Source organism: Marinobacter goseongensis (assembly GCF_023156235.1).
Lineage (GTDB): Bacteria > Pseudomonadota > Gammaproteobacteria > Pseudomonadales > Oleiphilaceae > Marinobacter > Marinobacter goseongensis.
The window spans coordinates 373,881-395,471 of record NZ_JAKZAI010000003.1 but is presented as its reverse complement, the minus strand read 5'-3'; the positions used below and the strand labels follow the sequence as shown (position 1 = coordinate 395,471).

General features: G+C 58.4%; 21 protein-coding genes and 1 pseudogene. 11 read left to right on the top strand and 11 right to left on the bottom strand.

Annotation, left to right across the window (positions count from 1 at the left end; all coding sequences use genetic code 11):
- Nucleotides 1-161: 161 nt before the first annotated feature.
- Nucleotides 162-1,478: a gamma-mobile-trio recombinase GmtY gene (gmtY, locus tag MLC70_RS03685; RefSeq protein ID WP_248181705.1), complete on the bottom strand. Its 1,317-nt coding sequence runs from the start codon at nt 1,476-1,478 to the stop codon at nt 162-164.
- Nucleotides 1,479-1,585: 107 nt separating this feature from the next.
- Here gmtY and MLC70_RS03680 point away from each other — a divergent pair.
- Nucleotides 1,586-1,933 (top strand): annotated as a pseudogene (locus MLC70_RS03680) (GreA/GreB family elongation factor); the annotation flags it as partial.
- A gap of 149 nt (nt 1,934-2,082) precedes the next feature.
- Complete coding sequence (locus MLC70_RS03675) at nt 2,083-2,556, top strand: hypothetical protein (protein ID WP_410797644.1); 474 nt, start codon at nt 2,083-2,085, stop codon at nt 2,554-2,556.
- Here the strand turns inward: MLC70_RS03675 and MLC70_RS03670 are convergent.
- The 6 genes from MLC70_RS03670 to MLC70_RS03650 form a co-directional block, all read right to left on the bottom strand.
- On the bottom strand, nt 2,553-2,864 hold the full coding sequence (locus MLC70_RS03670) for a site-specific integrase (RefSeq protein WP_248181704.1): 312 nt from the start codon (nt 2,862-2,864) through the stop codon (nt 2,553-2,555). The two genes, MLC70_RS03675 and MLC70_RS03670, sit on opposite strands and share 4 nt — an antisense overlap.
- A 145-nt stretch (nt 2,865-3,009) precedes the next feature.
- Nucleotides 3,010-3,270 carry an acyl-CoA-binding protein gene (locus MLC70_RS03665; protein ID WP_248181703.1) on the bottom strand — a complete coding sequence of 87 codons (261 nt, stop codon included), beginning with the start codon at nt 3,268-3,270 and terminating at the stop codon, nt 3,010-3,012.
- Nucleotides 3,271-3,738: 468 nt separating this feature from the next.
- Nucleotides 3,739-4,086 carry a response regulator gene (locus tag MLC70_RS18730; protein ID WP_427902086.1) on the bottom strand — a complete coding sequence of 116 codons (348 nt, stop codon included), beginning with the start codon at nt 4,084-4,086 and terminating at the stop codon, nt 3,739-3,741.
- 24 nt (nt 4,087-4,110) lie between these two features.
- On the bottom strand, nt 4,111-5,325 hold the full coding sequence (locus MLC70_RS03660) for a sensor histidine kinase (protein ID WP_248181702.1): 1,215 nt from the start codon (nt 5,323-5,325) through the stop codon (nt 4,111-4,113).
- A 3-nt stretch (nt 5,326-5,328) separates the two neighbouring features.
- Complete coding sequence (locus MLC70_RS18635; protein ID WP_248181701.1) at nt 5,329-5,955, bottom strand: PAS domain S-box protein; 627 nt, start codon at nt 5,953-5,955, stop codon at nt 5,329-5,331.
- Between the two features lie 14 nt (nt 5,956-5,969).
- On the bottom strand, nt 5,970-6,515 hold the full coding sequence (locus tag MLC70_RS03650; protein WP_248181700.1) for a methanogen output domain 1-containing protein: 546 nt from the start codon (nt 6,513-6,515) through the stop codon (nt 5,970-5,972).
- A gap of 580 nt (nt 6,516-7,095) precedes the next feature.
- Here MLC70_RS03650 and MLC70_RS03645 point away from each other — a divergent pair.
- From MLC70_RS03645 to MLC70_RS03620, 6 genes are all read left to right on the top strand, one after another.
- On the top strand, nt 7,096-7,530 hold the full coding sequence (locus MLC70_RS03645; RefSeq protein ID WP_248181699.1) for a DUF4124 domain-containing protein: 435 nt from the start codon (nt 7,096-7,098) through the stop codon (nt 7,528-7,530).
- A gap of 202 nt (nt 7,531-7,732) precedes the next feature.
- A complete protein-coding gene (locus tag MLC70_RS03640; protein WP_248181698.1) occupies nt 7,733-8,056 on the top strand; it encodes an ElaB/YgaM/YqjD family protein in 324 nt (107 codons plus the stop codon).
- Between the two features lie 2 nt (nt 8,057-8,058).
- Entirely contained in the window at nt 8,059-8,550 is a 492-nt protein-coding gene (locus tag MLC70_RS03635; protein ID WP_248181697.1) for a hypothetical protein, read from the top strand.
- Between the two features lie 105 nt (nt 8,551-8,655).
- Nucleotides 8,656-9,564 (top strand): lipase family alpha/beta hydrolase, encoded by a 909-nt coding sequence (locus tag MLC70_RS03630; RefSeq protein ID WP_248181696.1) that lies wholly within the window; start codon nt 8,656-8,658, stop codon nt 9,562-9,564.
- On the top strand, nt 9,561-9,836 hold the full coding sequence (locus MLC70_RS03625; RefSeq protein ID WP_248181695.1) for a hypothetical protein: 276 nt from the start codon (nt 9,561-9,563) through the stop codon (nt 9,834-9,836). The genes MLC70_RS03630 and MLC70_RS03625 overlap by 4 nt, the downstream gene beginning before the upstream one ends.
- A 180-nt stretch (nt 9,837-10,016) precedes the next feature.
- A complete protein-coding gene (locus MLC70_RS03620; protein WP_248181694.1) occupies nt 10,017-10,595 on the top strand; it encodes an outer membrane beta-barrel protein in 579 nt (192 codons plus the stop codon).
- An 84-nt stretch (nt 10,596-10,679) separates the two neighbouring features.
- On the opposite strand, the gene MLC70_RS03615 is transcribed toward MLC70_RS03620, so the two are convergent.
- Entirely contained in the window at nt 10,680-13,604 is a 2,925-nt protein-coding gene (locus tag MLC70_RS03615; RefSeq protein WP_248181693.1) for a transporter substrate-binding domain-containing protein, read from the bottom strand.
- Between the two features lie 93 nt (nt 13,605-13,697).
- Here MLC70_RS03615 and MLC70_RS03610 point away from each other — a divergent pair, with 93 nt between their 5' ends.
- Nucleotides 13,698-14,477: an ATP-binding protein gene (locus MLC70_RS03610; RefSeq protein ID WP_248181727.1), complete on the top strand. Its 780-nt coding sequence runs from the start codon at nt 13,698-13,700 to the stop codon at nt 14,475-14,477.
- A gap of 10 nt (nt 14,478-14,487) precedes the next feature.
- On the opposite strand, the gene MLC70_RS03605 is transcribed toward MLC70_RS03610, so the two are convergent.
- From MLC70_RS03605 to pdsR, 3 genes are all read right to left on the bottom strand, one after another.
- The gene (locus tag MLC70_RS03605) at nt 14,488-15,798 is read right to left on the bottom strand and encodes a DUF3422 family protein (RefSeq protein WP_248181692.1); all 1,311 of its coding nucleotides are present in this window, start codon (nt 15,796-15,798) and stop codon (nt 14,488-14,490) included.
- A 131-nt stretch (nt 15,799-15,929) separates the two neighbouring features.
- Entirely contained in the window at nt 15,930-17,924 is a 1,995-nt protein-coding gene (locus MLC70_RS03600) for an ATP-binding protein (RefSeq protein WP_248181691.1), read from the bottom strand.
- A gap of 3 nt (nt 17,925-17,927) precedes the next feature.
- Nucleotides 17,928-18,629, bottom strand: coding sequence for a proteobacterial dedicated sortase system response regulator (pdsR, locus tag MLC70_RS03595; protein WP_248181690.1), 702 nt, complete (start codon nt 18,627-18,629; stop codon nt 17,928-17,930).
- 206 nt (nt 18,630-18,835) lie between these two features.
- On the opposite strand from pdsR, the gene MLC70_RS03590 reads away from it, so the two are divergent.
- Both MLC70_RS03590 and MLC70_RS03585 read left to right on the top strand, forming a co-directional pair.
- Nucleotides 18,836-20,956, top strand: coding sequence for a marine proteobacterial sortase target protein (locus tag MLC70_RS03590; RefSeq protein ID WP_248181689.1), 2,121 nt, complete (start codon nt 18,836-18,838; stop codon nt 20,954-20,956).
- Complete coding sequence (locus MLC70_RS03585) at nt 20,953-21,564, top strand: class GN sortase (RefSeq protein WP_248181688.1); 612 nt, start codon at nt 20,953-20,955, stop codon at nt 21,562-21,564. The genes MLC70_RS03590 and MLC70_RS03585 overlap by 4 nt, the downstream gene beginning before the upstream one ends.
- Nucleotides 21,565-21,591: the final 27 nt, after the last annotated feature.

The following is a 21,591-nucleotide window of genomic DNA, read 5'->3' as shown; positions in this document are numbered from 1 at the left end:
GTGTCCACTAGAAAATAAGTGGACACTATCCTGACGGCGGCAGCGCCTGGCTCAAGATGGGATTACCGGCCGCTTACCGTGCTCCTTACAAATAGCTTTGAGCTCCGCCAAATTGGCTGCACTGGGCGCTTTGGCTGTGATGTCAGGTTTCTTCCCGGAATTCATTTCTCTGACTCCCTCATTTCCGTTCTGATGTCATCGCTGGTTGGTTTGATATAAACAAGGCAGGAGTTCGGGCTTTTGTGATGCATAGCCTTTTGCAACTCAACCTGGCTCAATCCAAGCTGTCTGGCTCGATAACCGTAGGCATGTCTGTGGCCATGCTCTGTGGTTCCATGTTCTTTTTTACACTCGAGCCCAATGCGTTCTACCGCACGTTTATGGCGACGTTGGAAGTTCTTCAGTGTTTCTGGTTCGCCGCGGTCATTAGTGAAGGCAAACGGATGATTATCGCCGGGCTCCACGCGCTGGTATTTAAGGTATTTGACCCAAGTAGACAGAAACTCCTTGGCCTTATAGGTTGGGCTGAAGATCACTTCAAAATAACCGTCCTTACTGGTCATAAGTGGGTTCTTCCATCCAGAGTAGAGCCGTTCTGTTATCCGGTATTTGTTCCTGGGCTTGTAGCAGGTTTCGGATAGAAGGTATTCATAGCGATTTTTATATTTGGGGTCTGGCGATTTTCCGTAAACCGGATGGTAGACTCGGACCAAAGCTTCGTCTTTATGGTTCGGATGAATAGTAATATCGGAAGTAAAGATATGGAAAACCTCGCTTTTACGCAGACCACCATAATTTAGAAGCATAGTAATCGCCTGGGAGCGATAATCAGGCACACCCTTTATCATGAAGCCATCGTTAATTAACGATTCAATCTTATCCTCTGGAAAACGTTCTGCTTTGTCATTACTGATCATTAGCTGGATCGGGGTGTAGATGAGCCGCTTCTGGGCAGCCGCCTTCTGCGCGTCAGAGTAAGAGGACAAATGGTTCAGGAAAACGTTTGCTTGTTTATGGTAATACGCGCACCAATTCATCCTTTCTTCCCACCCAGTAGCTTTTCTGAATGGGTTTATACGGCTATGGTCATACCCATCCTGCCTTGCCAGAAAGTCCGTGTAGTGGGTTATATGGAAGAGTATGTTGTTGGCGACGGTGAGATCTCTAGGCTCCCAGAAAAGACCAATAGGGCAGTTGCTGGCTTGGTGGTCTATGGTTCCGGTTACCAAGGCTTCGGTAAAGCTCTTCAGTAGTGCCGTTGTCTTCTTGAACTCCCGTGCAGACTCTATGTAATCAATCAGCAACCGTACTGCCTGAACTGACTTCTCCTTCCATGAATCGCTCTTTTCTGAATACCACGCCAGGTACCTGAGATGAGAAATCAGAATGCCACTACGAGTATAGACAGCTGGCAACTGATGCTGGTTGCCGCTTGCAGTATCCGTGTAGCTGACGGCAAGTTTTAGGGTGTGAAGCATAATATATGATTATAGTATGAGGTTACTTCCTGATCCTATACTTCTAGTGACGGGAGGTAAAGAGATACAGAGGTTTAATAATAGTATGGTTGGGAGTGGGGTTATAATACATCTACGGCAAGAAACAGCTGCGGGAAATTGACCGGCGGGTTCGTTTTCTCAGCAAACGCCTGGACGAACTGACAGTGGTCGACCGCTTGCCGGACGACCGCAACAAGGTGTTCTTTGGCGCCTGGGTCACCATCGAGCATGAGGACGGTGACGAACAGTGTTACCGGCTGGTGGGCCCGGACGAGTTTGATCTGGGGCGAGGGTACCTGAGCATCAATTCCCCGATGGCGCGGGCGCTGATTGGTAAGCGCCTGGACGATGAAGTCGGCGTGCGCACGCCGGACGGCTGGCAAACGGTGGTGGTCACCGCGATCCGCTATGAGGAGCCCACACAGGACGCGTGAAAACCGTCACAAACCTGACGACTGGCCGGGTGTTTAGTCGCCTTAGGCGATAGACTGATCAAAATTTGGCAAATTGATCGGTTTCTGGCAGTCGCGTCGTGCCGTCACCCAGGGTGAAACGACCAGGCTGCCGTCATAAGGCGGATGGTATGGATGCGCGCACGCTCTCGACAGTAAACGGTGTTACAGCAAGGGTTGGCCCGTTGCTGACTCTCACGCTCTCCCTGGCCGTCGCCCCGATGCTGGCGGCACAAGCCCCGGTGGCCGGGGGCGAAGAAGGGCAAGCGGCCTTCGATTATCGCGAACGCTCAACTGTCGACACGATTCCGTTCCGCTCCATGGGCGAGGAAACCCTGGCCAACACCGTCATCGAAGGTGGCCTGCAGGCGCCTGCCGCCGGTGTGCCGGTGCAGCCCCGCACGGATGAGGACTTTTACCTGGACCCACTGGCGCTGCAGCCCCGTGATTCACGTACGGATCTGGGGCGCTTTGAAATCCCGGTGGAGTTCCGGTTCAGCAATCCTAAATCAATTCCCGGGCAGACCCACAGCAACAACTACATCATCCGCCCGCCGGAGAATCGCACCTACGACACCCAGAACATCAATATGACCGGCCGTTAGGCGGCGACGATCTGTTCTGACGGTGTTTTCCCCAGCACATCCTCGTAGAAGAAGGTCAGGGCCTGGCTGGCCTGATTCAGTCGTGCCCGTGACAACTGGATCCGGTCCTTCAGATAGCTGAGAAACAACTGGCGGTCGGCCGTGGCCAGATTGTCCGGATCCTTCAGACCGTGAAACAGCACGAAGCGGGAAATCCAGTGCAGGTAGGTCTGCTCGGCGCGCTGGTTGAGATCGTGTTTGCGGATGGCGTCGTTAACGCGGCCAACAAGGCCCGGCTGGGATTGTTCCAGCGCCTCGGTAATGTTCATGGTGGAGCTTCCAGATGCGTCGTTGTTGTTATCGTGCGCGCATCTTATGACAATCGTTTGAATGTCGCAAAAAACTTTCCGGGCGGGACAGATCGCGGGGCCCGGGCAGACAGCAGCGGCTGTACCCTGGGCCCCGAAAGCCGGTTTATTTCACCGAGTTGAGCTTGTCGATGTACTTCTGCATGGCTTCGTCGCTGGAGGTGCCCTTGAGCTCCGCCCACGCGTCGTATTTTGCGCGGCCCACGAAATCCATCATGCCCGGGCGTTTGCCGCTGACGTCGCCTGCGGTTGCCTGCTTGTACAGAGCGTAGAACGCCAGTTTCATTTCATTGGAAGGCTGAAAGTCGCCCTCGGCCGACTGGATGTAGTTCACGGCTTCGTCGAATTGGGTTTTCAGGTCACTCATCACGGGTTCCTTGTTTTGTTGGGGAGCGTCCGTTATTGACGGTCTTGTGGAGTATATCCAGAGCCGCGTGGATCGTCATTGACTGATCTGCCTTGGCAAAACTTTGCCCAAGCGTATGTCTTTAAAAAAGGTTTCGTTAGCCGGGAACTCGTTACTTTAGGCAGTCCTCCAAGAACGCCTGTATCCACGCTGACTCATGCTCAGATGGTCTTATATCGTACGCGAGCAAATGGGGCTACGTATCCGCGTTGACCTGCGGGTGGCAACCATTCTTCCGGCTCTCGAGGACCTTTCGAACGATTCAATCAAAGTTCAAGAGGCCACAGATTTATCATATTATTTGCAAATTTCTCTCTTTTGGTTTGCGCCCAAACGGGAGCTTCGCGCTCTCAAGCCCACTTCAACAGCACCACAAGATCAATGTCGATCTCCTTGGTATGTATTAGTTCAATGAGCCGACACTAAATCCTATTTGGTTCGGCCCGAAAGCAACCCCAGAACCCAAATTTCAATCTCTCTTGCCGTGACTGGCGCTTTCTGGACCAAAGCCGCAACCTTTGGGGCGCTCGTCCGCGGTACTTCGTATTGCGAGAGAATGACCGCCGGCACATTCGGTTGCGATCCATGTATCGTTTCCCAAAGCGACAGCCCGTCGCCGTCTTCCAGTTTGAGATCCAGCAGAATCAAATCGTAGGAAACCTGTCTGAGTCGTTTGTGGGCCTCTCGCAGTGTTTCTGTCGCGTCCATTTTTGCCAGTGAGGCGAGCTGCTCCCAGACAACCGACGCCAAATCTGTATCATCTTCAACGTGTAGTATGCGGGCAATGCCTTGCCCGCAAATCTAATGAACCTCTGCACGCGGGAAGCGAAACCAAAAGCGCGTACCCTCGTCTTCCCGTGACTCAAACCCAATCACACCGCCCATTCGCTCAACCAGTTCTTTTGTGATTGCGAGCCCGAGACCTGTCCCACCTTTGGCTCGGTTATCAGAAGCCTCGGCTTGCGCAAAGCGCTCAAAAATTCTGCTGCGAAAGGCTTCAGGGATACCTGGACCTCGATCCACAACACTGATCCGGGCGCCATCCTCAGCATCTGGTTCACAATGGATATCCACAGTTTCACCTTGCGGTGAGTACTTGCAGGCGTTAGAGATAAGGTTATGTAACACTTGTAACAGGCGGTCTGGATCGACCTTGATATGTCCGGATGTATCGCCGGTGATTTTTAGTCGCACATGGTAGGGTTCGGCGTAACTTTTCATCTGCTCAATGGCATGGCCAAGGATCGTCGCTATATCAACATGCTGTATACTGAATTCCATCTCTTCGGCAGACAATTTATTCAGATCGAGGAGATCGTTAACTAGTTGAATCAATCGTTGAGTATTTTGTTGAGCAATGCGCAACATGTTCTCCATCTGCTCGGGCAACTCACCCAGCACTCCCCCGGTTATTAGGCCCAATGACCCTGAAATTGAGGTCAGCGGAGTGCGTAACTCATGACTCACCGTCGCGACAAACTGATTTTTAAGCATTTCATTTCGCTGACTTTCGGATAAATCCCGGACGACTAATACCCACCGTAAAGCAGGCTCTGCAGCCCCACGGACCGGGGTCAGAGTTAGCTCCAAAGGCAAGGGTTCCTTATCGGCGATTGCGAGCGTCGTGTTCCATCTGGCAAGCAATTTTGCCGCGTCAGATTTATCTTTTCTCTTGGTCCCGTTTTCGGATAACCGTGCAGTTAACTCGTGTAAACGAGTACCTAAGGGCGACCCGGTGGCGTCGGAAGGCAGCTCTAACAGTTTAGTGGCTGCCCAGTTATGATCGACAATCCGTGTATCAGCATCTAACACCAACACCGCATCAGTCAGAGAGTTAAACAACTGCCCTAAGAAGGAGCGGTTTGTTTCAATTTCTTGAAGTGCATGGTGCTCAGTCGAAACGTCTTGAATCTGCGAGACAAAGTGCAGTGGACGCTGATCTTCGTCGCTGACCAGGCCCACAGAGAGCAAGGCATACATGATCGTACCGTCGCGCCGATAGTAGCGCTTCTTCATCTGTTACTGATCAATGCGACCGGTCAGCAAGTCCTGCAGCAAAGTTAGATCGGATTCCAGATCTTCTGGGTGGGTCAGAGTCTGAAAGTCGGTCGCCAACAACTCCTCACGTGAATAACCAAACAGTTTGGTTGTGGCGTCATTTACATCTATCCATCGGCCATTCAGTGACACCAGCGCCATACCCTGGGCGGCGGATTTAAAAGCTTCACCAAACCGTTGGTTGGCAATCTGCGCCTCTTTCTTTCGAAGATACAGTTCACGGCTTAAACCTGCAGCGCGTCGGGTCAGTTCGACGAACCGCATATTAGTTTCGCTTTTAGCCTTCATCCGAAGCATGATTTTTACTTCGGAACCATCGACAGCTAGCCGACATCCATAACAGCCATAGCTATCTCCTTTCTTATCTAAAACGGAGAGGGGCCCGCGAATGAGCGTGCCATTGCGTTTCCAAAGCACAAGGGAACGTTGAAGCAGTTTAGTGTCGACCGAGGGAAATTTAGAAAGATGGATCGGGGGAGCATTCAACGCAAAAAGCCGCTTTGCTGGGGCGTTCGCTGCTAATATGGTTCCATCCGAGGAGAGGATAAATAGAGGGTCGGGCAGCAAGTCCAGTGCTTTCCAAGCCACGCAATTTTCTAACATCAGTCATCGACGCCAAAGTATTCGTGTCCGACTTGAGATTGGGATTCTCCTGTCTGCGTCAAATAGACGACGACTCTACATTCACTGTGATGCTGTGCGATTGCTTCTTCGATCACGACTTTCGCATACCCGACGTTTTCGGACGCAATCGTTCCAAAAACGTTACTGGTCATCATGCACATGGACGTTCTATCCTTGACATAGTCACCAAAAGGACACTCACGATTCCCAAAGATGATTCTATTATCGTCCTGTTCGATGATGTAGAAATCTCCTTGAATCCTGCTCTTCAGGTTTTCTAAAACATCTGCAAGCTCCGAACGAGAGAGCTTTGGTATCGAAAGGGCCTTCTTATACTCACTGTTTATGTGCCCGCCGATGGTCTGGCCGACAATGCTGACAAATCCGGAGGCATCTTCAATGCCTATCAAGTCCTCCAAAGTTCCTGATAGTTCGCGAATCAGGGACCGTAAAAATAGATCGCGATTTAATGGAATATCCAGCTGCTTAACCGGAATGCGCTTGGAAGACGAACCTTTGTCCATAGCCACTCACCCGTGACCAGCAAATATCTCTGGCATGAAAAAATTTTAGGCCGAATAACGCACTTAATGTCAACTGAAGATAGGGCAACCAATAACAAAAGTCCATTTGGCGAATTCAACCAATCACCACTGAAGCTGTAACCATTTTATGACAACACTTGAACGCCGATTAACTAAACTATGACAAGCCCCGATACCGAAGATGCCTGATAGCGTTACGTGGACTTAAGCCGGTTCACTAGGCACTGCCAGCCTATGATTGGACTTATCCCGGTTCGGACATTTTTTGCTGGCTCATTTCATAGCGGAAAAAAGACACACTTTCCATTGGATGAACGCCCAGAATTCCCAACTCGTTCAACCAAAACTCGACTATTCGGGTTAGACGTTGGTGTCAAAAAAGTCAACTTTCCGGGATATCGAATTGCAACCGAGCTCTGTTGCTGCCCGCTTTGATGATTTCTATGGATTAGAAGAGCGCCCTGTTGCAATTCAGTCAGGCGCTTGATTGACTACGGAAGAACAACAACCAAAAGACCGGAATTGGAAAATGGAATCGAACCTATTGTCAGGAAGACTGTTGACGCTTCTGTGTCTCTTAACGCTACCCCTCCTCGCCCATGCTGGCGTCTACAAATGGGTAGACGCCAACGGCCAGACCCATTTCGGTGACCGCCCTCCGGCTCGGGCGGCGTCCAGTGAGGTTGAGATCAATGCGGCGCCGCCCAGAATGGACCCGTCCGCTGAGGCTCGTCATCAGAACGTGACCCGTTTTCTGGATGAACAGCAGCGAGAGCGGGAGAAGCAGCAGGCGGCTGAGCAAAAGATCCGTCAACAGTCGCAGAAGCAAGAAGAGCTATGCCAGAAACTGCAGGCTCGGCTGAAATACATGGCCAGCGTTTCCACGTTCTATGATCTGAACGCGCAGGGCGAGCGGGTGTTTGTCTCTGAATCGGAGAACCGGGCAATCCGTGAGCGCTTCCGGCAAAAGGTGGCAAAAGCCTGCGATCGCTGACTGCTGATGCTTCGCACATTGGTTTTAGCTTTTGCTAGTCCTGCCGCGGCCACCGGCTCTGATTAAGTAAACGTCATACCACTTACCGATCCCTGTGCTACGTTTAATGAACCCCCGCCCTCAACGTGAGAACAGAGCGGGGAGAGCATAGTAGTCATCGGAATGCCGTAAACGCAGTGTCAAAACTGACAGGAGGCAGCAAATGGAAGCGAAATCCGCACAGGACGATTACAACCGCGTGAAGGAAGATCTGCAGGCGCTGAGAGAAGACCTCGCCAAACTCACTAAAGCCGTCACTGATGGTCAGAAAAGTAACATCAGCAGCCTGCGGGATGAGATACGCCGGGAGAGCCGGGAGGCCCTCGATAGCGTGCGCAAGCGCGGGGACGAGGCTCTCCACCGCGCCCGTGATGCCGGCACCAAGGCGGTTCATGATGTGGAACATCAGATTGAGGAGCGGCCTTTCCTCAGTATTCTCATCATGTTTCTGGCCGGGATCCTGGTCGGGCGCCTGCTCGATCGTTGATCATGCTTGAGTCCCCGAACGTTCAGAGTGCCGTGCGCAAGGCCGTCGCCGCCGTGCTTGGCTTCATGCTGGCGCTGGTGTTGTTGACGGCACTGCTGATTACCGGGTTTTATCTGCTGGTGGCCGCTGCAACCGTAGCGCTGACGCCGGTCGTGGGCGAGTCTGCGGCCATGGCCATGGTCGGCGCGGTCTGTTTTCTGGTGCTTGCTTTGGTGTTCTACCGTCTGACACGGCCGGCCCGCAGCCTGTCCAAGGCGGCGTCTTCGCCATCGGGTTCCGGTTCGCCGGTGCAACCGTTGCGGGAACTGATTCGCCGTAATCCGCTGGAATCCGCCCTGGTGGCGTTTGCCTTCGGGATTGCGGAGCAGGGCGATCCGCGCCTGAAATCCTTGCTGTTGCAGGGTGGAATGGTGTTGATGAAAGAGGCGGAAACCGAGGCCGCAAAGGGCACAGACGCCCCCGAGCCCGCGCCCGCCGGTGGTGAGGCGGCCTGATCGGCAGTTGCCGCCCCGCCAGATGCGGTCGAAGGCTCAGCCAATCGCTGGGATGGTTAACAGAGTACACTGGGAAGACGACTTCATCACAGGGTAGCCCCAAGCATGAGTTCAGACTTCCGACCGGTGTGGCAACGTCACGCCTCCGCCATTTTCAGTGGTTTCCTCGGGGACTGGCTGGAGGAACGCAACAACCCGCTGGCCCTGCCGATGGGCATCTTTCATGGGCTCACTCCACTGGATTGCCAGGCCCCCCGCCTCGATGCGCCGGGTTCCACGCTTTGTCTGTCCATCCACGGGTTGATGGAGCTGGAATCGGTCTGGACCTTCCCGGGGCAGAGCGACGTCAGTTACGGCTCCCTGCTGAACGGGACATCCGGCGATGTCACCCCGCTGACCCTGCGCTACAACACCGGGCGCCCGATAACCCGCAACGGTGAAGATCTGGCAAACATGCTGGAGACGCTGGTGGCTGCCTGGCCGGTTCCGGTGGAACGCGTCATTCTGATGGGCCACAGCATGGGCGGGTTGCTGATACGCAGTGCCTGTCATCATGGTCAGGCGCAGAATCACCGTTGGCTCTCACATCTGACCGACTGCGTGTATCTCGGGTCACCCCACGATGGCTCATGGCTGGCCAAAGGGGCGAAGGCCACTGCAGATCTGCTCAATCGCGCCCCCCGCGATTACCTGCGGGTGGTGGGCGAGGTGATTGATGTGCGCAGCGAGGGCATCCGGAATCTCTCCCGGGGCGAGGTCGTGCCAGCGGATCAGGGGGAGCCGCCGCTGGTTCCCGGAATAAGGCATTTTGTGGTTTGCGGCCTGCTGGCCCGATCGCGAACCCACCCGGTGAATGCGCTGTTCGGCGATGCCCTGGTGCATGAGTCCAGCGCCCGGGGTCACGAGCGCACGGGTTGGAAACTGGCCGGTGTGGCTACGTTTCCCGGCGTTGATCATATTCGTCTGGCGCATCACCCCGATGTGGCCCGGCAATTAGTGGAGTGGTTGCTATGAAAACCGAAAACGAACACGGGCACGATTGGTGGCTTGGGCTGGCGGATATTCTCACCCATGGTGTGGTGCATGGGGCGCAGAAGCTGGAACGGGTGCACCTGTCCATTGCCGACGAAACGTTCAATGTGCTTGAGCGCATCCCCGTCACGCGGCCCTGGAGTGAGGCGGTTCGGGCCACTCACCATTCGGTATCACGGCTGTCTTACCGGAGCGTTTCCGCGGTGGCCCAAGGCGCCGGTGAACTGCTGCGTGGGCCGGAACGAAATCGCTAAGTTACTTAAATAAAACACTATTTCACAAACCTACATGAACAATACATGACTGAATCTTAGGGGAGGTGTAACCCCCGGATGGGCTTATGGGTTGTACGCTGTGGCCATGCAATCGAGCGAAGGGTTTCGCGGTTGCTGTCCGATTTGAATGGATTTCTGAACCCATGAGGATGAAAGCGTATGAACTACAAAGCGAGCATTGCATGTGCAACCGTTCTGACGACAGCCGTTTTTGCTGCCCCGGCGGCCTGGGCTCAGGACAACACGGCGCGGGACAGTTCCGGCTTCTTCATCAGCGGTAGTTACGGTGGCTACAAGTCCCACGGTGGTGAGTTTGATGACGACAACGACCTGCTGGGTGCCTCCGTCGGTTACAAGTTTAACGAGTTTTTTGCGCTGGAAGCGGATTACATCGATTTCGGCAACTTCGGTGATGACGACGTTGAAGGTAAGCTCAAGGGGGTTGGCCTCGGGCTGATCGGGCGCTTACCTCTGACTGACACCTTTGGCGTGTACGCCAAGGCCGGTGCCTTCGCCTCCGCGTTGGACGTGGACGCGTTCGATGAAAGCGAGACCTACGATGAGGTCAGCCCCTTCGTGGGTGCCGGCGTTGATTTCCGGGTGACCGAACAGCTGACCGCCTTCGCCGAATACGACCGTTACAACGTCGATATCGACGAGGACGATTTTAACGGTCAGGTGACCAACGACGGCCCGGACTTTGACACCGGCCGTGTGGGTGTGCGCTTCCAATTCTAGGCAGGCCGATCGCTGACCCCAAAGCAGTGTCAGGACGCAGCGCCTGGCACTGCTTTTTTATGCGCCGCCTCCCTGCCAGCGAAGTCATCGGTGCAATGCCGGAACTGCTCTCGTCTCAAGCCGGTTACGTCCGTTTTTCTTGGCAAGATACAGTGTCTGATCCGCCAGCCGGAGGAATTCTGACGGTGCCGTATCGGCCGCGGGAACCCCAATGGCCAGACCGATACTGATGGTGAAATGAACGTCCCGCTGTGATGCGGTAGTGCGATGATTCGCCACCATCTCCCGGAAGCTGTCGAGGCGCAGAATCATGTCCTGTTCATTCTGGTAAGTGGTGAACACCACAAACTCTTCCCCACCGAAACGGGCGATTCGATCGGTCTCCCGCCGGAACTGATCGCGCATGATTTCAGCCAGGGCCTTGAGGCATTCGTCGCCGGTCTCATGTCCGAAGGTGTCGTTGATGTTCTTGAAATGATCGGCGTCCACCATGGCGACGGCGAACCCGGCCTGGTGCCGTTGGCACCACTGGTAACTCTGAGCGAATTCACGATCAAAGTAGGCGCGATTACCGAGCCGGGTCAGGTCATCGGTGACACTGAGGTGCGCCAGTGTCGCGTTGGCAATGCCCAGTTTCCGGTTCAGCCGGCCCAGTTTGCGGTTCCAGTAGAACATCAGGGCAAGAATGATGGTGGCAATCATCATCAGCTGCCACACCAGGGTGTAGTCCACTTTCTGTTCCAGTCTGACGGAGCGCCATTTTTCGTCCAGCCTCTTGCGTTCCTCGTCGGTCAGGCTCGCCACCAGCTTCTGCATGATGCCCAGCAACACAGGCTCGTCATTGCGGGTAGCCACGGAAAGGGTCCAGTCAGCGGGGATGCGACCAATCACCTTGAGATCGGCCAGCCCGAGCTCCTGCATGTAGTGGCTGGCCGTCGCGAGGGTGGTGATGTAGCCATCCAGATCCCCCTGCTGAAGCAGCCGCAGACCCTCGAATTCGTCGTCTACCTCCACCAACTGGATGCCGGGCTGGCGTCGCCGCAGCAGCTCGGCGAACGCGTAGTCACCAACGATGCCAACGCGCTGGCCTTCCAGCTCCCGCAGGCGTTCAATGAACGGCGCTTCAATCCGGCCGATGATCACATTGGGAATTTTCAGGTAGGGTTCGGTAAAGCTCATGAACTCTGACTGCTGCGGTGTCTTCATCGCGAGCGGGAACAGGTCACAGCGACGTTCGCGGGCAGCGGTTACGGCGGAGTGCCAGTCCGGCGCGGCCAGCACATCAAAGCGGATGCCGGAGCGGTCGGCAAACAGGGAGAACAAGTCTGCCGACAGGCCAACGTGGCGACCCCGGCTATCGATACCCTCCAGCGGCATCCAGTCCGGATCAACACACAATGTCAGCCGCCGCTCCCGCTGTTGCAGCCACTGCTGTTCCTGCTCAGTCAGAGTGAGCCCGACGGGTTGCTCCCGCGCGTGGCTAAATGTGGCTCCGAGCCAGCGATCTTCGATCGTGCGCATTTCGGTGGGACTGATGGCCGCCAGTGCCTGATCCAGTACGTCCACCAGAGGTGTCAGGGCATGGCGAACGCCAAGGCGCAAATCCTCCCCGGCCATATCGCCCAGTGACAGCTCGCCGGCAATGCGTGTGCCGGCAATGCCCAGTTCCCGAATCCAGTAGTTGCCGTTAGGCAGGGCGGCCAGCACGACGTCGACGGTGCCATCGGCTAATGCTTCAAACATCGCTCGCTGACTGTTGAAGGCCAGTGCGTTTTCACCGAGCGTTTCAGTGACGGTCGCCTGATAATAGATTTCCGAACGAAAGGCGATCCTCAAACCTTTAAGGTCGATGAGGTTGGTGAAGACCAGATCGTTGCGGCGGGTGAATACGACGTTCGGAATCACGTGGTAGGATTCCGTAAAGCGGGTAAACTTCCGCCGCTCATCGTTCATCGACATATTGGCCATGATGTCGATGTCGCCATCCCGGAACAGCTCCAGCAGTTCCGGCCATTGGCCACTGACCGGAATCACCTCCAGGCCAGTAAGGTCAGCCACCCGGTTCAGTATATCCATGGTCAGTCCCTGCAGCCTGCCGCCGTCTTCAAAACTGAAAGGGGCGTAGTCCCGCATCACGCCGACCCGCAATGGTCCCAGTTGCTGCAGGTACTGGCGATTGAAGGTGCTCAGGCTGAAGGTCTCGGGCTCGGCGATACGGGCCCCGCCAAATTCGTACCAGCGCCGCAGCAGCTCACTGATGCGCTCCTGGGGCACGCTGTTAAGGCCGTCGCGGAGTTGCTCAAACAGCGGTTGGTCGGATTTCAGCACGCCAAGCCGGAAATCTTTGTGAGACCGGTCGCCCAACGGTGCCGGGCCTGAGACCTCGAGTGAGCGGAAGCCTGCCAGGTTGGCGTAGTAGGTCAGGGTCAGTTCGGGCCCAAGAATGACGTCCACCCAGCCGAACGCCAGCGCACGAATCAGGCTGGGTATGGAATCGTATGTACTGAGATTGATGCCATTGTCCATCAGCAGATCGCGGTGATAGGTGTCCTGAACCACTCCGACTTTCAGGGGCTTGAGCTGTTCCAGCGAGTCGATATCGCCAACCGGGCGCTCACGGTCCTGCATCAGGTAGGTCTGACGAACATGGTAGGGCGGTGTGAACAGGATCTTCTGCGCCCGGGCTTCGGTGTAAGATATGCCGTCAATGGCGTCCAGCTCTCCGTTCAGGAACGCGGCGTAGATATCCGGCCAGCTGCCGGCGCGAAAGGCAAAGGTCAGGCCGGCTTGGTGCGCCACTTCCTGGAGCACATCCACGGAAAAGCCCGAGGCCTCCCGGCCGTCCATCGAGGAATAGGGTTGGTTGTCAGAGACGATGCCGATGGATATGGTGCGAGGTGTCTCGGCAAACACCGGCGCAGCAAGCAGAATGAGCAACAGGCAAGCCATGCCGGGCAGCCATTGGCCAACATCCATGGAGCGGAAACGCTGAGACGAGGGGGCGCTCATCGAATCATTCACAATCCTTTGTATTCAGAACCGTCAGTGTAGCCGGCCAGTGGAATTTTTTCCTGTAACACGCCACCACACGGAGATCCGATGATGGCAGCAACGATCGACTGGGCAACAACACCGGCTGCGGTCTGGCGCAGGCACCGGTCCGGACTGCGGGTGATCCGGCGGCTGGACCCGATCCAGTGGCAGGCGCTGACGGGCATTGAGCGGCAGCAGCAGGCGCTCGCCCGCAACACCGAACGCTTCCTGGCCGGTGATCCGTCCAACAATGTGTTGCTCTGGGGCGCGCGGGGCACGGGCAAGTCGTCGGTGATCAAGGCGTTGCTGAACCGCTATCAGGATCGCGGCCTGCGGATGATTGAAGTGGACAAGGACGATCTGGTCAATCTGCCGGAGATCGTCGATGACATCAGTGATCTGCCGTACCGTTTCGTGATCTTCTGCGATGACTTGTCGTTCGATGTGGGCGAGACCGGTTACAAGGCACTGAAGAGCGTGCTGGAAGGGTCGCTGGAGCTACCGCCGGAGAATGTGCGAGTGTATGCCACGTCCAACCGCCGGCACCTGATGCCGGAGTTCATGTCAGACAACCTCAAAAGCGAACTGCGCGACGGCGAACTGCACCCGGCGGAGGCCATCGAGGAACAGGTCTCGCTGGCGGACCGGTTCGGGTTGCAGCTGTCGTTTTACCCGTTTTCCCAGCAGGTCTATCTGCAGGCGGTGGACGCCCTGTTCCCGGACGTGGCGGATCGCGCGGCGTTGCACCAGGCAGCGATCCGTTTTGCCACCGCCAAAGGGGTGCGCAACGGTCGATCTGCCCAGCAGTTCTATCGTCATTTTGCCGGTGACCACAACCCGGAGCGTTAGCCGCGGCGGGTCAGTGTTGCTTCGCCATGCGCAGAAAGCGGTGGTGAACCACCCGCACCCCGAGGTAGACCAGCAGCAGAACCACCGGAATGGCAACACCCAGTACCCAGGGCGGGTTCACCGAGAACCCCGCCTGCTGCAGGGAATCCAGCGCCAGTTTGAGCAGGCCGATCAGGTAGTAGGTGATGGCCACCACCGAGAAGCCCTCCACGGTGTGCTGCATCATCAGCTGGATTTTGGAGCGTCGGTCCATGGAGCTCAGCAACTGTTGGTTTTGACTCTGAATGGCCAGTTCCACCCGCGTGCGCATCATGTCCGAAGCGCGGTCGACCCGCCGTGACAAATCCTCCAGCCGCTCACTCACCGCTTCGCAGGTTTTTACCGCCGGAGTCAGCCGCCGGGTCATGAACTCGGTGATGGTGAGGTGACCGCTGAGTTCGTCCTCCCGGAGCTCGTCGAGGCGGGTCAGCACCAGCCGGTGGTAGGCGCGAGTTGCCGAGAAGCGGAAGGTGGAATGGGCGCGGAACGCCTCGATCCGCGCCGCGATGGCGGTCAATTCCGCCAGCAGGGCCGGCTCGTCCACGTCCCGGTTGTCCGCCAGTGACTGGGTAATCTCCACCAGTTTCTGATCCATGTCGTTGAGGGACGGCGTGGTTTCCCGCGCCAGTGGCAGCGCCAGCAGTGACATCAGCCGATAGGTTTCGATTTCCATCAGGCGCTGGGTCAGGCGGCCCAGCTGACTGTCGGACATGTGGTGGTTCATCACCAGAAAGCGGCCAAACCCGTCGCTGTGAAGCTTGAACGTGCCCCACACCCGCGCCGCACCTTCCTGGGGGCTGCTGCCCACCAGCCGCAGTCCTTCAAAGTGCTGGCGCACGTAATCCAGATCTTCCAGCCCCTGACCGGATTGCGCCTGCAGATCGATGTGGAAGGCCGCAATCACCGTGCCGGCGAGCTCTTCCAGCCACCCTTGCGGCAGCATACTGATGCCGGTCTCCGAGAAGGGTGCGCCGTTCTGTGCCGGGTCAAGATTGATGAAGGTGTACGAGGCGAACTCCATATGCATTTCACGGCGCACCCTCAGATTGCCAAAGGTCTTCTCGAAGCAGCTGACTTCCTGCTGGGGCTCGGGTTGGCCCAGCAGCCGGTGAAGGCGCTGCAGATGGCGGAACTGGGCATCCCGTTGCTCGGGCCGGGTCAGCACCGCAATATGCGTGACCCTGGCCGGCGTTGGCAGGACCTGGAACGGGCGGGAGTGCAGTTCGTTGTAGAGGTCATCCCGTAACGGATGAATCGCAAGTGCTGAAAGGCTCGAACCCACGCTGGTTGATCTCCATGGTGTGGCTTTGAAAAGCGGGTAAACCCCAAGGGTAGGGCAAAGGCACCCGCGGGAACATACGACCTGAGGCTTGCCCCGAAGGTACCGTCGCCCGGCCTTGGAGCGACGCGGGGTCAGACCGCTGGCAGCGTCACGGTGAACAGCACGCCGTCGTTGTGGTTGCTGGCAGTGACCGCCCCGCCGTGATGCTCGGCGATCAGTTTCACGATCAGCAAACCCTGCCCCAGATGGCCTTCGTGGGCGCCGTCCCGCAGTGACACAAACGGGCTGAAAATGTCGGAGCCCAGCTGTCGGGGCAGCGGCGGGCCCTGATTGAACACACCCAGTTCGAGGGACTTGCCCCGGTGCGCCAGCCTGACTTCAATCAATCCGCCACTGGCGGTGAAATCCCGCGCGTTGTCCACCAGCTTGTCCAGCAGCTGCACGATCAGCTCCGGCGAGCCGTGCATGGTGCAGCCGCCAGCAGGGCCGCGGTAGCGAATGCGATGGTCGGCATCCAGTTGCTGATAGGCGTGGGTGGTCTGATCAATCACCCCTGCCAGTTCGAAGGTTTCCTTCTCGGCGTGGTCAAAACTCTGTTCCAGCCTGGCTGCCTCACTCATACCGTTGAGGATCTGGCTCAGGCGTTCGGTGGCCGAAGCAGCGCGATCGATGTAATTGCTGCGTTCGGTTTCGGATTCGGCATGGCGCAGATTATCGAGAGACGAGCGAACCACCGCCACTGGAGTTTTCAGTTCGTGGGAAAGCCGGCGGGAGAAGCTTTCCAGGTAATCGTTGTAGCCCCGCAGGCGGGTGACCATCTGGCCGAAATGCTGCTGCAGCTGCCCCAGCTCGTCGCGGGCCCGGGTGTCAGGCAGGCTGCCGACAATGCGGCCATCGTCGTCAACGCTGGCACCGACGGCGCGCTGCAACCGGGTGATGCGCCACGACAACCAGCTGACGTAGCCCAGCAGTATCAGCATCAGCGCCACCACCAACAGCGTGCTGCGGGCAATCACCGAACCCAGGGTGTTGCCGGAGAGTGCCAGCAACTGATCCAGCGACTGTTCCAGCACCAGGGTGCGGCCATTGAACACCGGTTGCGTCACCATCAGCAGGGTATCGCCATTGCGATGACGCACCAGCCCCTCGTCCGGCAAGGTGTGCGGTGCAGACCGGATGGCGGTGTCGTCGATGGGGAGGGGGTCCGGCTGGTAGAAGCGAACCAGGGCCCGCAGGCCGTTGAGAGCAATCTGCTCCACCACCTGAACTGCGCTCAGGGCGTCGAATTCCGGGCGGGGATGCTGGCTGGCCAGCGCCTGGCGCGCGATCACCCAGCCATCGGGTTCGAGGATCCGCAGCTGCTGGCCGCTGGCCAACTGGTCAGACAGTGTTCGTTCGATTGTCGGCAGGCGTTTGACCAGCACCGGCAACGGTGCCTCGGACGTTCCGGCCCGTCCGGTGCCTGCTTCTGCGGGCCACTCGGCCACCAGCCCCAGACGACTGCCCCGCGCGGGGAGGGGCAGTTTCAGTTCCAGCTGGTAACCCTGCTCGACGGTTTCCCAGCGTCCGGTGATGCGGAAGTCCCGCTCTGCCTGCCGGCCGGGAATCAGCGCATGGATGCCGCCCGGTGCCGGGGTGCGGATCAGGCGTTCCGAGCTCTCGCCGTCCATCTCGCGAATCAGCCGCAAGCGGTCATGGGGCTGCTCCGGCGAGCCGGGGTCGAAATACACCACGTCGGGCCGTTGCACCCGAATCAGCAGATACAGGAAGCGCTGGTCGGTGGCCGCCTGCCAGCGCAGGGCGGCGCTTTCGCTGCCCCCGGGCAGTGGCTGCCAGTGCTGGCGGGACAACTCCTCATCGTATCCGGGCCAGTCATCACCGTAGCCGTCGAGCCGGGGTGATTGCTCCAGAGGCTCTGCGTAGATCACCGGCGTGCCGGATTCGACGACATCGTTACCGATCAGCAGGTCCCCGGCGGTTTGTGCCATGCGCCTCGCCTGTTCCTGCAATTGCTCGGTGGCCTGCTTGCGCAACGCTTCATCCAGCTCCAGCACAAACTGCAGCCCGGCCCAGGGAATCAGCAGCATCAACAGGCTGGCAACAAACAGCTGGCGCTTCAGGCTCAAGGCTTACACCCCATGGGCATTCCAGCGATAGCCCATGCCATAGGCGGTCTGAATGCCATCAAAGGCGGTGTCCAGCTGCTGGAATTTGCGGCGGATGCGCTTGATGTGAGAGGTCACGGTGTTGTCGTCCAGCACCGTGCTGGCGGCCTCCATCAACTGATCGCGGGTGCGCACGTGGCCGGGGTGCTGAACCAGCGCATGCAGCATCCAGAATTCGGTCACCGTGAGGTCGACAGGCTGGCCGTGCCAGTCGGCGGTCATGCGGTCCACGTTCAGGGTGAGCTTGCCGCGCTGGAGTACTTCGTCGGGCTTTTTCAGAGCCTCTGCCCAGGCATCGGCCCGGCGCAGCAGCGCCGTCACCCGCGCCAGCAGGTGATCCAGACTCATGTCCTTGGTGACGTAGTCGTCCGCCCCCAGCCGCAGGCCATGTACGGAATCGATGTCGCTGTCCCGGGCGGTGAGGAAAATGATCGGCATGGTGGCCGACAGCTGGCGCAGGTCCTGGCACAGGGTGAAGCCGCCCTCCGGTTCATCCCCCAGACCCACGTCGATGATCGCCAGATCGGGCAGTGCTGTACGCAGTACCTGAAAGGCACTCTTGCGGTCACCGTAGGCAGACACGCGATACCCCCGGCGCTCGAACGCGTCGCGGTAATTTTCACGAATGGCAGGCTCGTCTTCAATCAGGGCGATGTGTCGTTTCATGGATAACAGGGGTTCCGGTGAATGACAGGCTCTATTTAATCACGGTGAGGGGCCAGCACAAGGCCAACCGCCGGGTTTGCCACAATTCATCATTTTCTCCCCGTCAGTTTGCCAGATTCCGCCACCTGAGCGTCGTTTCGCTGCGCTGAAATAGCGTCATCCCATGCAACCCGGCGGTGCCGGAACCGAAAAAGAAAGGATGCACCATGATGCTACCAACGACGTTACTCAGGCTGGAACTCGATAAACCCCGACTCGCTCCCCGGCGCGTCAAACGCTGCTGTGAGGGTGTATCCCTGTGGCTGGCGATGCTGCTGCTGTTGTTTGTGCACCCGTTGTACGCGGAGGCCGCCAGCGCAGCTGAGGGCACCGGTATGCTGGAGTTCGTGGACGCCGACGGTCGTCACCAGGGCCAGGCCACGCTACTCAACACCGAGTACCAAGTTCGGGTCAGCGGGCTGATTGCCGATACCCGGCTGACCCAGAGTTTCAGGAACACCAGCCAGCAGTGGCGTGAGGGCGTGTTCGTGTTTCCGCTACCGGAAAAAGCCAGCGTGTATGGCATGACCATGCGCGTGGGGGAGCGGGAGATTGTCGGCGACGTGCGGGAAAAGCAGGAAGCCAAACGGCGCTACGAGGCGGCCAAAAAGGCCGGCAAGAATGCCGCGCGGGTGGATCAGCAGCGTCCCAACCTGTTTACCACGCACCTGGCCAACATCCCGCCGGGCGAGACCATCACGGTGGAGCTCAACTATCAGCAAACCGTGCGTTACCAGTCCGGGGAGTTCGAGCTGCGCTTGCCCACCACCCTGACGCCCCGCTACATGCCGGGCGAGCCCCTGGCCCAGTCTCCTCAGCAGTGGCAGGGCGGCTGGGCCCGGCCGACGACCGCGGTGCCCGATGCCGACGCCATCAGCCCGTTCACGGTGCAGGCGGAGGACGTGGGGGATCAGAGTCATCGGGCGGTGGTCAATCTGGAAATTGACGCCGGCTTACCGGTGGCCGATGTCGCCAGTCCCAGCCACGCACTGCGCAGCACCTGGGACGGTCATCGGGTGCGGGTCGCGCCGGAGCAGGGCGCCGTACCCATGGATCAGGATGTGGTGGTGCGGTGGTCACCAGTGCGGGGCCAGGCACCCTCTGCGGCGGTGTTCCACGAGCGGTGGCAGGGGGAGGATTACCTGCTGGCGCTGCTGGTGCCGGGGCTGAGCCGTAACCAGAATCTGCCCAGGGAGCTGGTGTTCGTGATCGACACCTCCGGCTCCATGGCAGGCCAGTCCATCGGTCAGGCCCGGGCGTCGTTGCTGCGGGGGTTGGCGACCCTGTCACCGGGGGATCGCTTCAATATTATTCAGTTCAATAGCCAGACCCACGCTCTGTTCATGCAGGCGGTGCCGGCGAATGGCCAGAACCTTGCGCGCGCGCGGCGCTACGTGGAGGGCTTGAGTGCCAATGGCGGCACCGAGATGGCGCCCGCACTGCGGGTCGCGCTGGGGGAGAATTCGCCTGAGGAAGAAACGACCGGTCAGCATGTGCGCCAGGTGGTGTTCATCACCGATGGCGCCGTGGGCAACGAAGCCGCGCTGTTTGAGCAGATCCGGCAACAGCTGGGCGGGCGCCGCCTGTTCACGGTGGGCATCGGCTCTGCGCCAAACCTGCATTTCATGCGGGAGGCTGCCCGTTACGGCCGTGGCAGTTACACCGCCATCAGCGACATCGCCGATGTGGCCGGCCAGCTGGACGATCTGTTTGCCAAAATGCAGGCCCCGGTATTGACCGATATCGCCATCGAACTCCCGCCAGCGGCCGGCCCGGCCGAGGCCTATCCGATCAGGCCGGGGGATCTGTTTGCTGGCGAACCGCTGGTTCAGGTTATGCGCGGGGTAAAGAGCAGCGGGAGCCTGGGGATTTCCGGCCGGCTGTCGGATGGCAGCCGCTGGCAGACCTCGCTGGACTTGTCCCGTGCGGCATCGGGCACGGGGCTTCATCGCCACTGGGGCCGTGAGAAGATCGACAGTCTGATGGATCAGACCTTGTCCGGTCATGTCGGGGACGAAAGCCGGCAACAGGTGGTCGAGCTGGCGCTGGCGCATCAACTGATCACCCGGTTCACCAGCTTTGTGGCGGTGGATAGTACCCCGGTGCGCGAGACGTCAGAGCCGCTGACGACCGATCAGGTGCCGACCCTGTTGCCGGCTGGCAGCAGCTCCACCATGCTGCGCTATCCACAGACCGCGACCCTGTCGCCGCTGCTGACCGCGCTGGGCCTGCTCGGGCTGATATTTTCGGCAGCCGGCTGGATGCTGCAGCGGAGGGTGAGCCGATGAATCGCCTGTTACTGCTGCTCACCGTGATGTTCGGGACCGTACTGACCGTTGGCCTGTGGATTCCGTTCAAGGCCCTGGTCGCGCAGGAATTGCTGGAGTTGGCCTGGGCCGAGAGCCAGGCGCGGCAGATAGAGACACGGCCCTGGCCCTGGGCGGACACCTGGCCGGTGGCGCGGCTGTCCTTGCCGGAGCTGGGGCAGTCCATGATCGTGCTGGACGGCGCCCACGGCGAAAGCCTGGCGTTCGGGCCCGGCCAGGTGCTGGGGAACGCGGCCGGGCCGGGCCCGGTGGTGATTGCCGGTCATCGGGACACCCATTTCACCAGTCTGCGCCACCTGGAAGCCGGCAGTGAGCTGAAACTCCAGACCCGCTCGGGCAAGTGGTATCGGTATCGGGTGAACAGCATCCGTGTGGTCGACAGTCGCTACGAGCAGATCGACACCGCCCGCCTGGATGACCACACCCTGTTGCTGGTGACCTGTTACCCGTTTGACAGCCTCGATAGCCGCGGCCCCCTGCGGTACGTGGTGCAGGCAACATTCGAGCCGGTCAGCGTAGCGGCCGCTGGTAGCGATCCCCTACAAATCGATACTGTTGCCGGGTTGTAAAATTAGCTTACACTTGTGCGCAAATTA

Excerpts from the sequence above, each read along its gene's own strand:
- gmtY (WP_248181705.1), bottom strand. The coding sequence starts at position 1,478 with ATGCTTCACACCCTAAAACTTGCCGTCAGCTACACGGATACTGCAAGC.
- MLC70_RS03630 (WP_248181696.1), top strand. The coding sequence starts at position 8,656 with ATGAGTTCAGACTTCCGACCGGTGTGGCAACGTCACGCCTCCGCCATT.
- MLC70_RS03660 (WP_248181702.1), bottom strand. The coding sequence starts at position 5,325 with ATGAAGAAGCGCTACTATCGGCGCGACGGTACGATCATGTATGCCTTG.
- MLC70_RS03650 (WP_248181700.1), bottom strand. The coding sequence starts at position 6,515 with ATGGACAAAGGTTCGTCTTCCAAGCGCATTCCGGTTAAGCAGCTGGAT.
- MLC70_RS03640 (WP_248181698.1), top strand. The coding sequence starts at position 7,733 with ATGGAAGCGAAATCCGCACAGGACGATTACAACCGCGTGAAGGAAGAT.
- MLC70_RS03675 (WP_410797644.1), top strand. The coding sequence starts at position 2,083 with ATGGATGCGCGCACGCTCTCGACAGTAAACGGTGTTACAGCAAGGGTT.
- MLC70_RS03625 (WP_248181695.1), top strand. The coding sequence starts at position 9,561 with ATGAAAACCGAAAACGAACACGGGCACGATTGGTGGCTTGGGCTGGCG.
- MLC70_RS03620 (WP_248181694.1), top strand. The coding sequence starts at position 10,017 with ATGAACTACAAAGCGAGCATTGCATGTGCAACCGTTCTGACGACAGCC.
- MLC70_RS03585 (WP_248181688.1), top strand. The coding sequence starts at position 20,953 with ATGAATCGCCTGTTACTGCTGCTCACCGTGATGTTCGGGACCGTACTG.
- pdsR (WP_248181690.1), bottom strand. The coding sequence starts at position 18,629 with ATGAAACGACACATCGCCCTGATTGAAGACGAGCCTGCCATTCGTGAA.
- MLC70_RS03635 (WP_248181697.1), top strand. The coding sequence starts at position 8,059 with ATGCTTGAGTCCCCGAACGTTCAGAGTGCCGTGCGCAAGGCCGTCGCC.
- MLC70_RS03590 (WP_248181689.1), top strand. The coding sequence starts at position 18,836 with ATGATGCTACCAACGACGTTACTCAGGCTGGAACTCGATAAACCCCGA.
- MLC70_RS03665 (WP_248181703.1), bottom strand. The coding sequence starts at position 3,270 with ATGAGTGACCTGAAAACCCAATTCGACGAAGCCGTGAACTACATCCAG.
- MLC70_RS03610 (WP_248181727.1), top strand. The coding sequence starts at position 13,698 with ATGGCAGCAACGATCGACTGGGCAACAACACCGGCTGCGGTCTGGCGC.
- MLC70_RS03670 (WP_248181704.1), bottom strand. The coding sequence starts at position 2,864 with ATGAACATTACCGAGGCGCTGGAACAATCCCAGCCGGGCCTTGTTGGC.
- MLC70_RS03615 (WP_248181693.1), bottom strand. The coding sequence starts at position 13,604 with ATGAGCGCCCCCTCGTCTCAGCGTTTCCGCTCCATGGATGTTGGCCAA.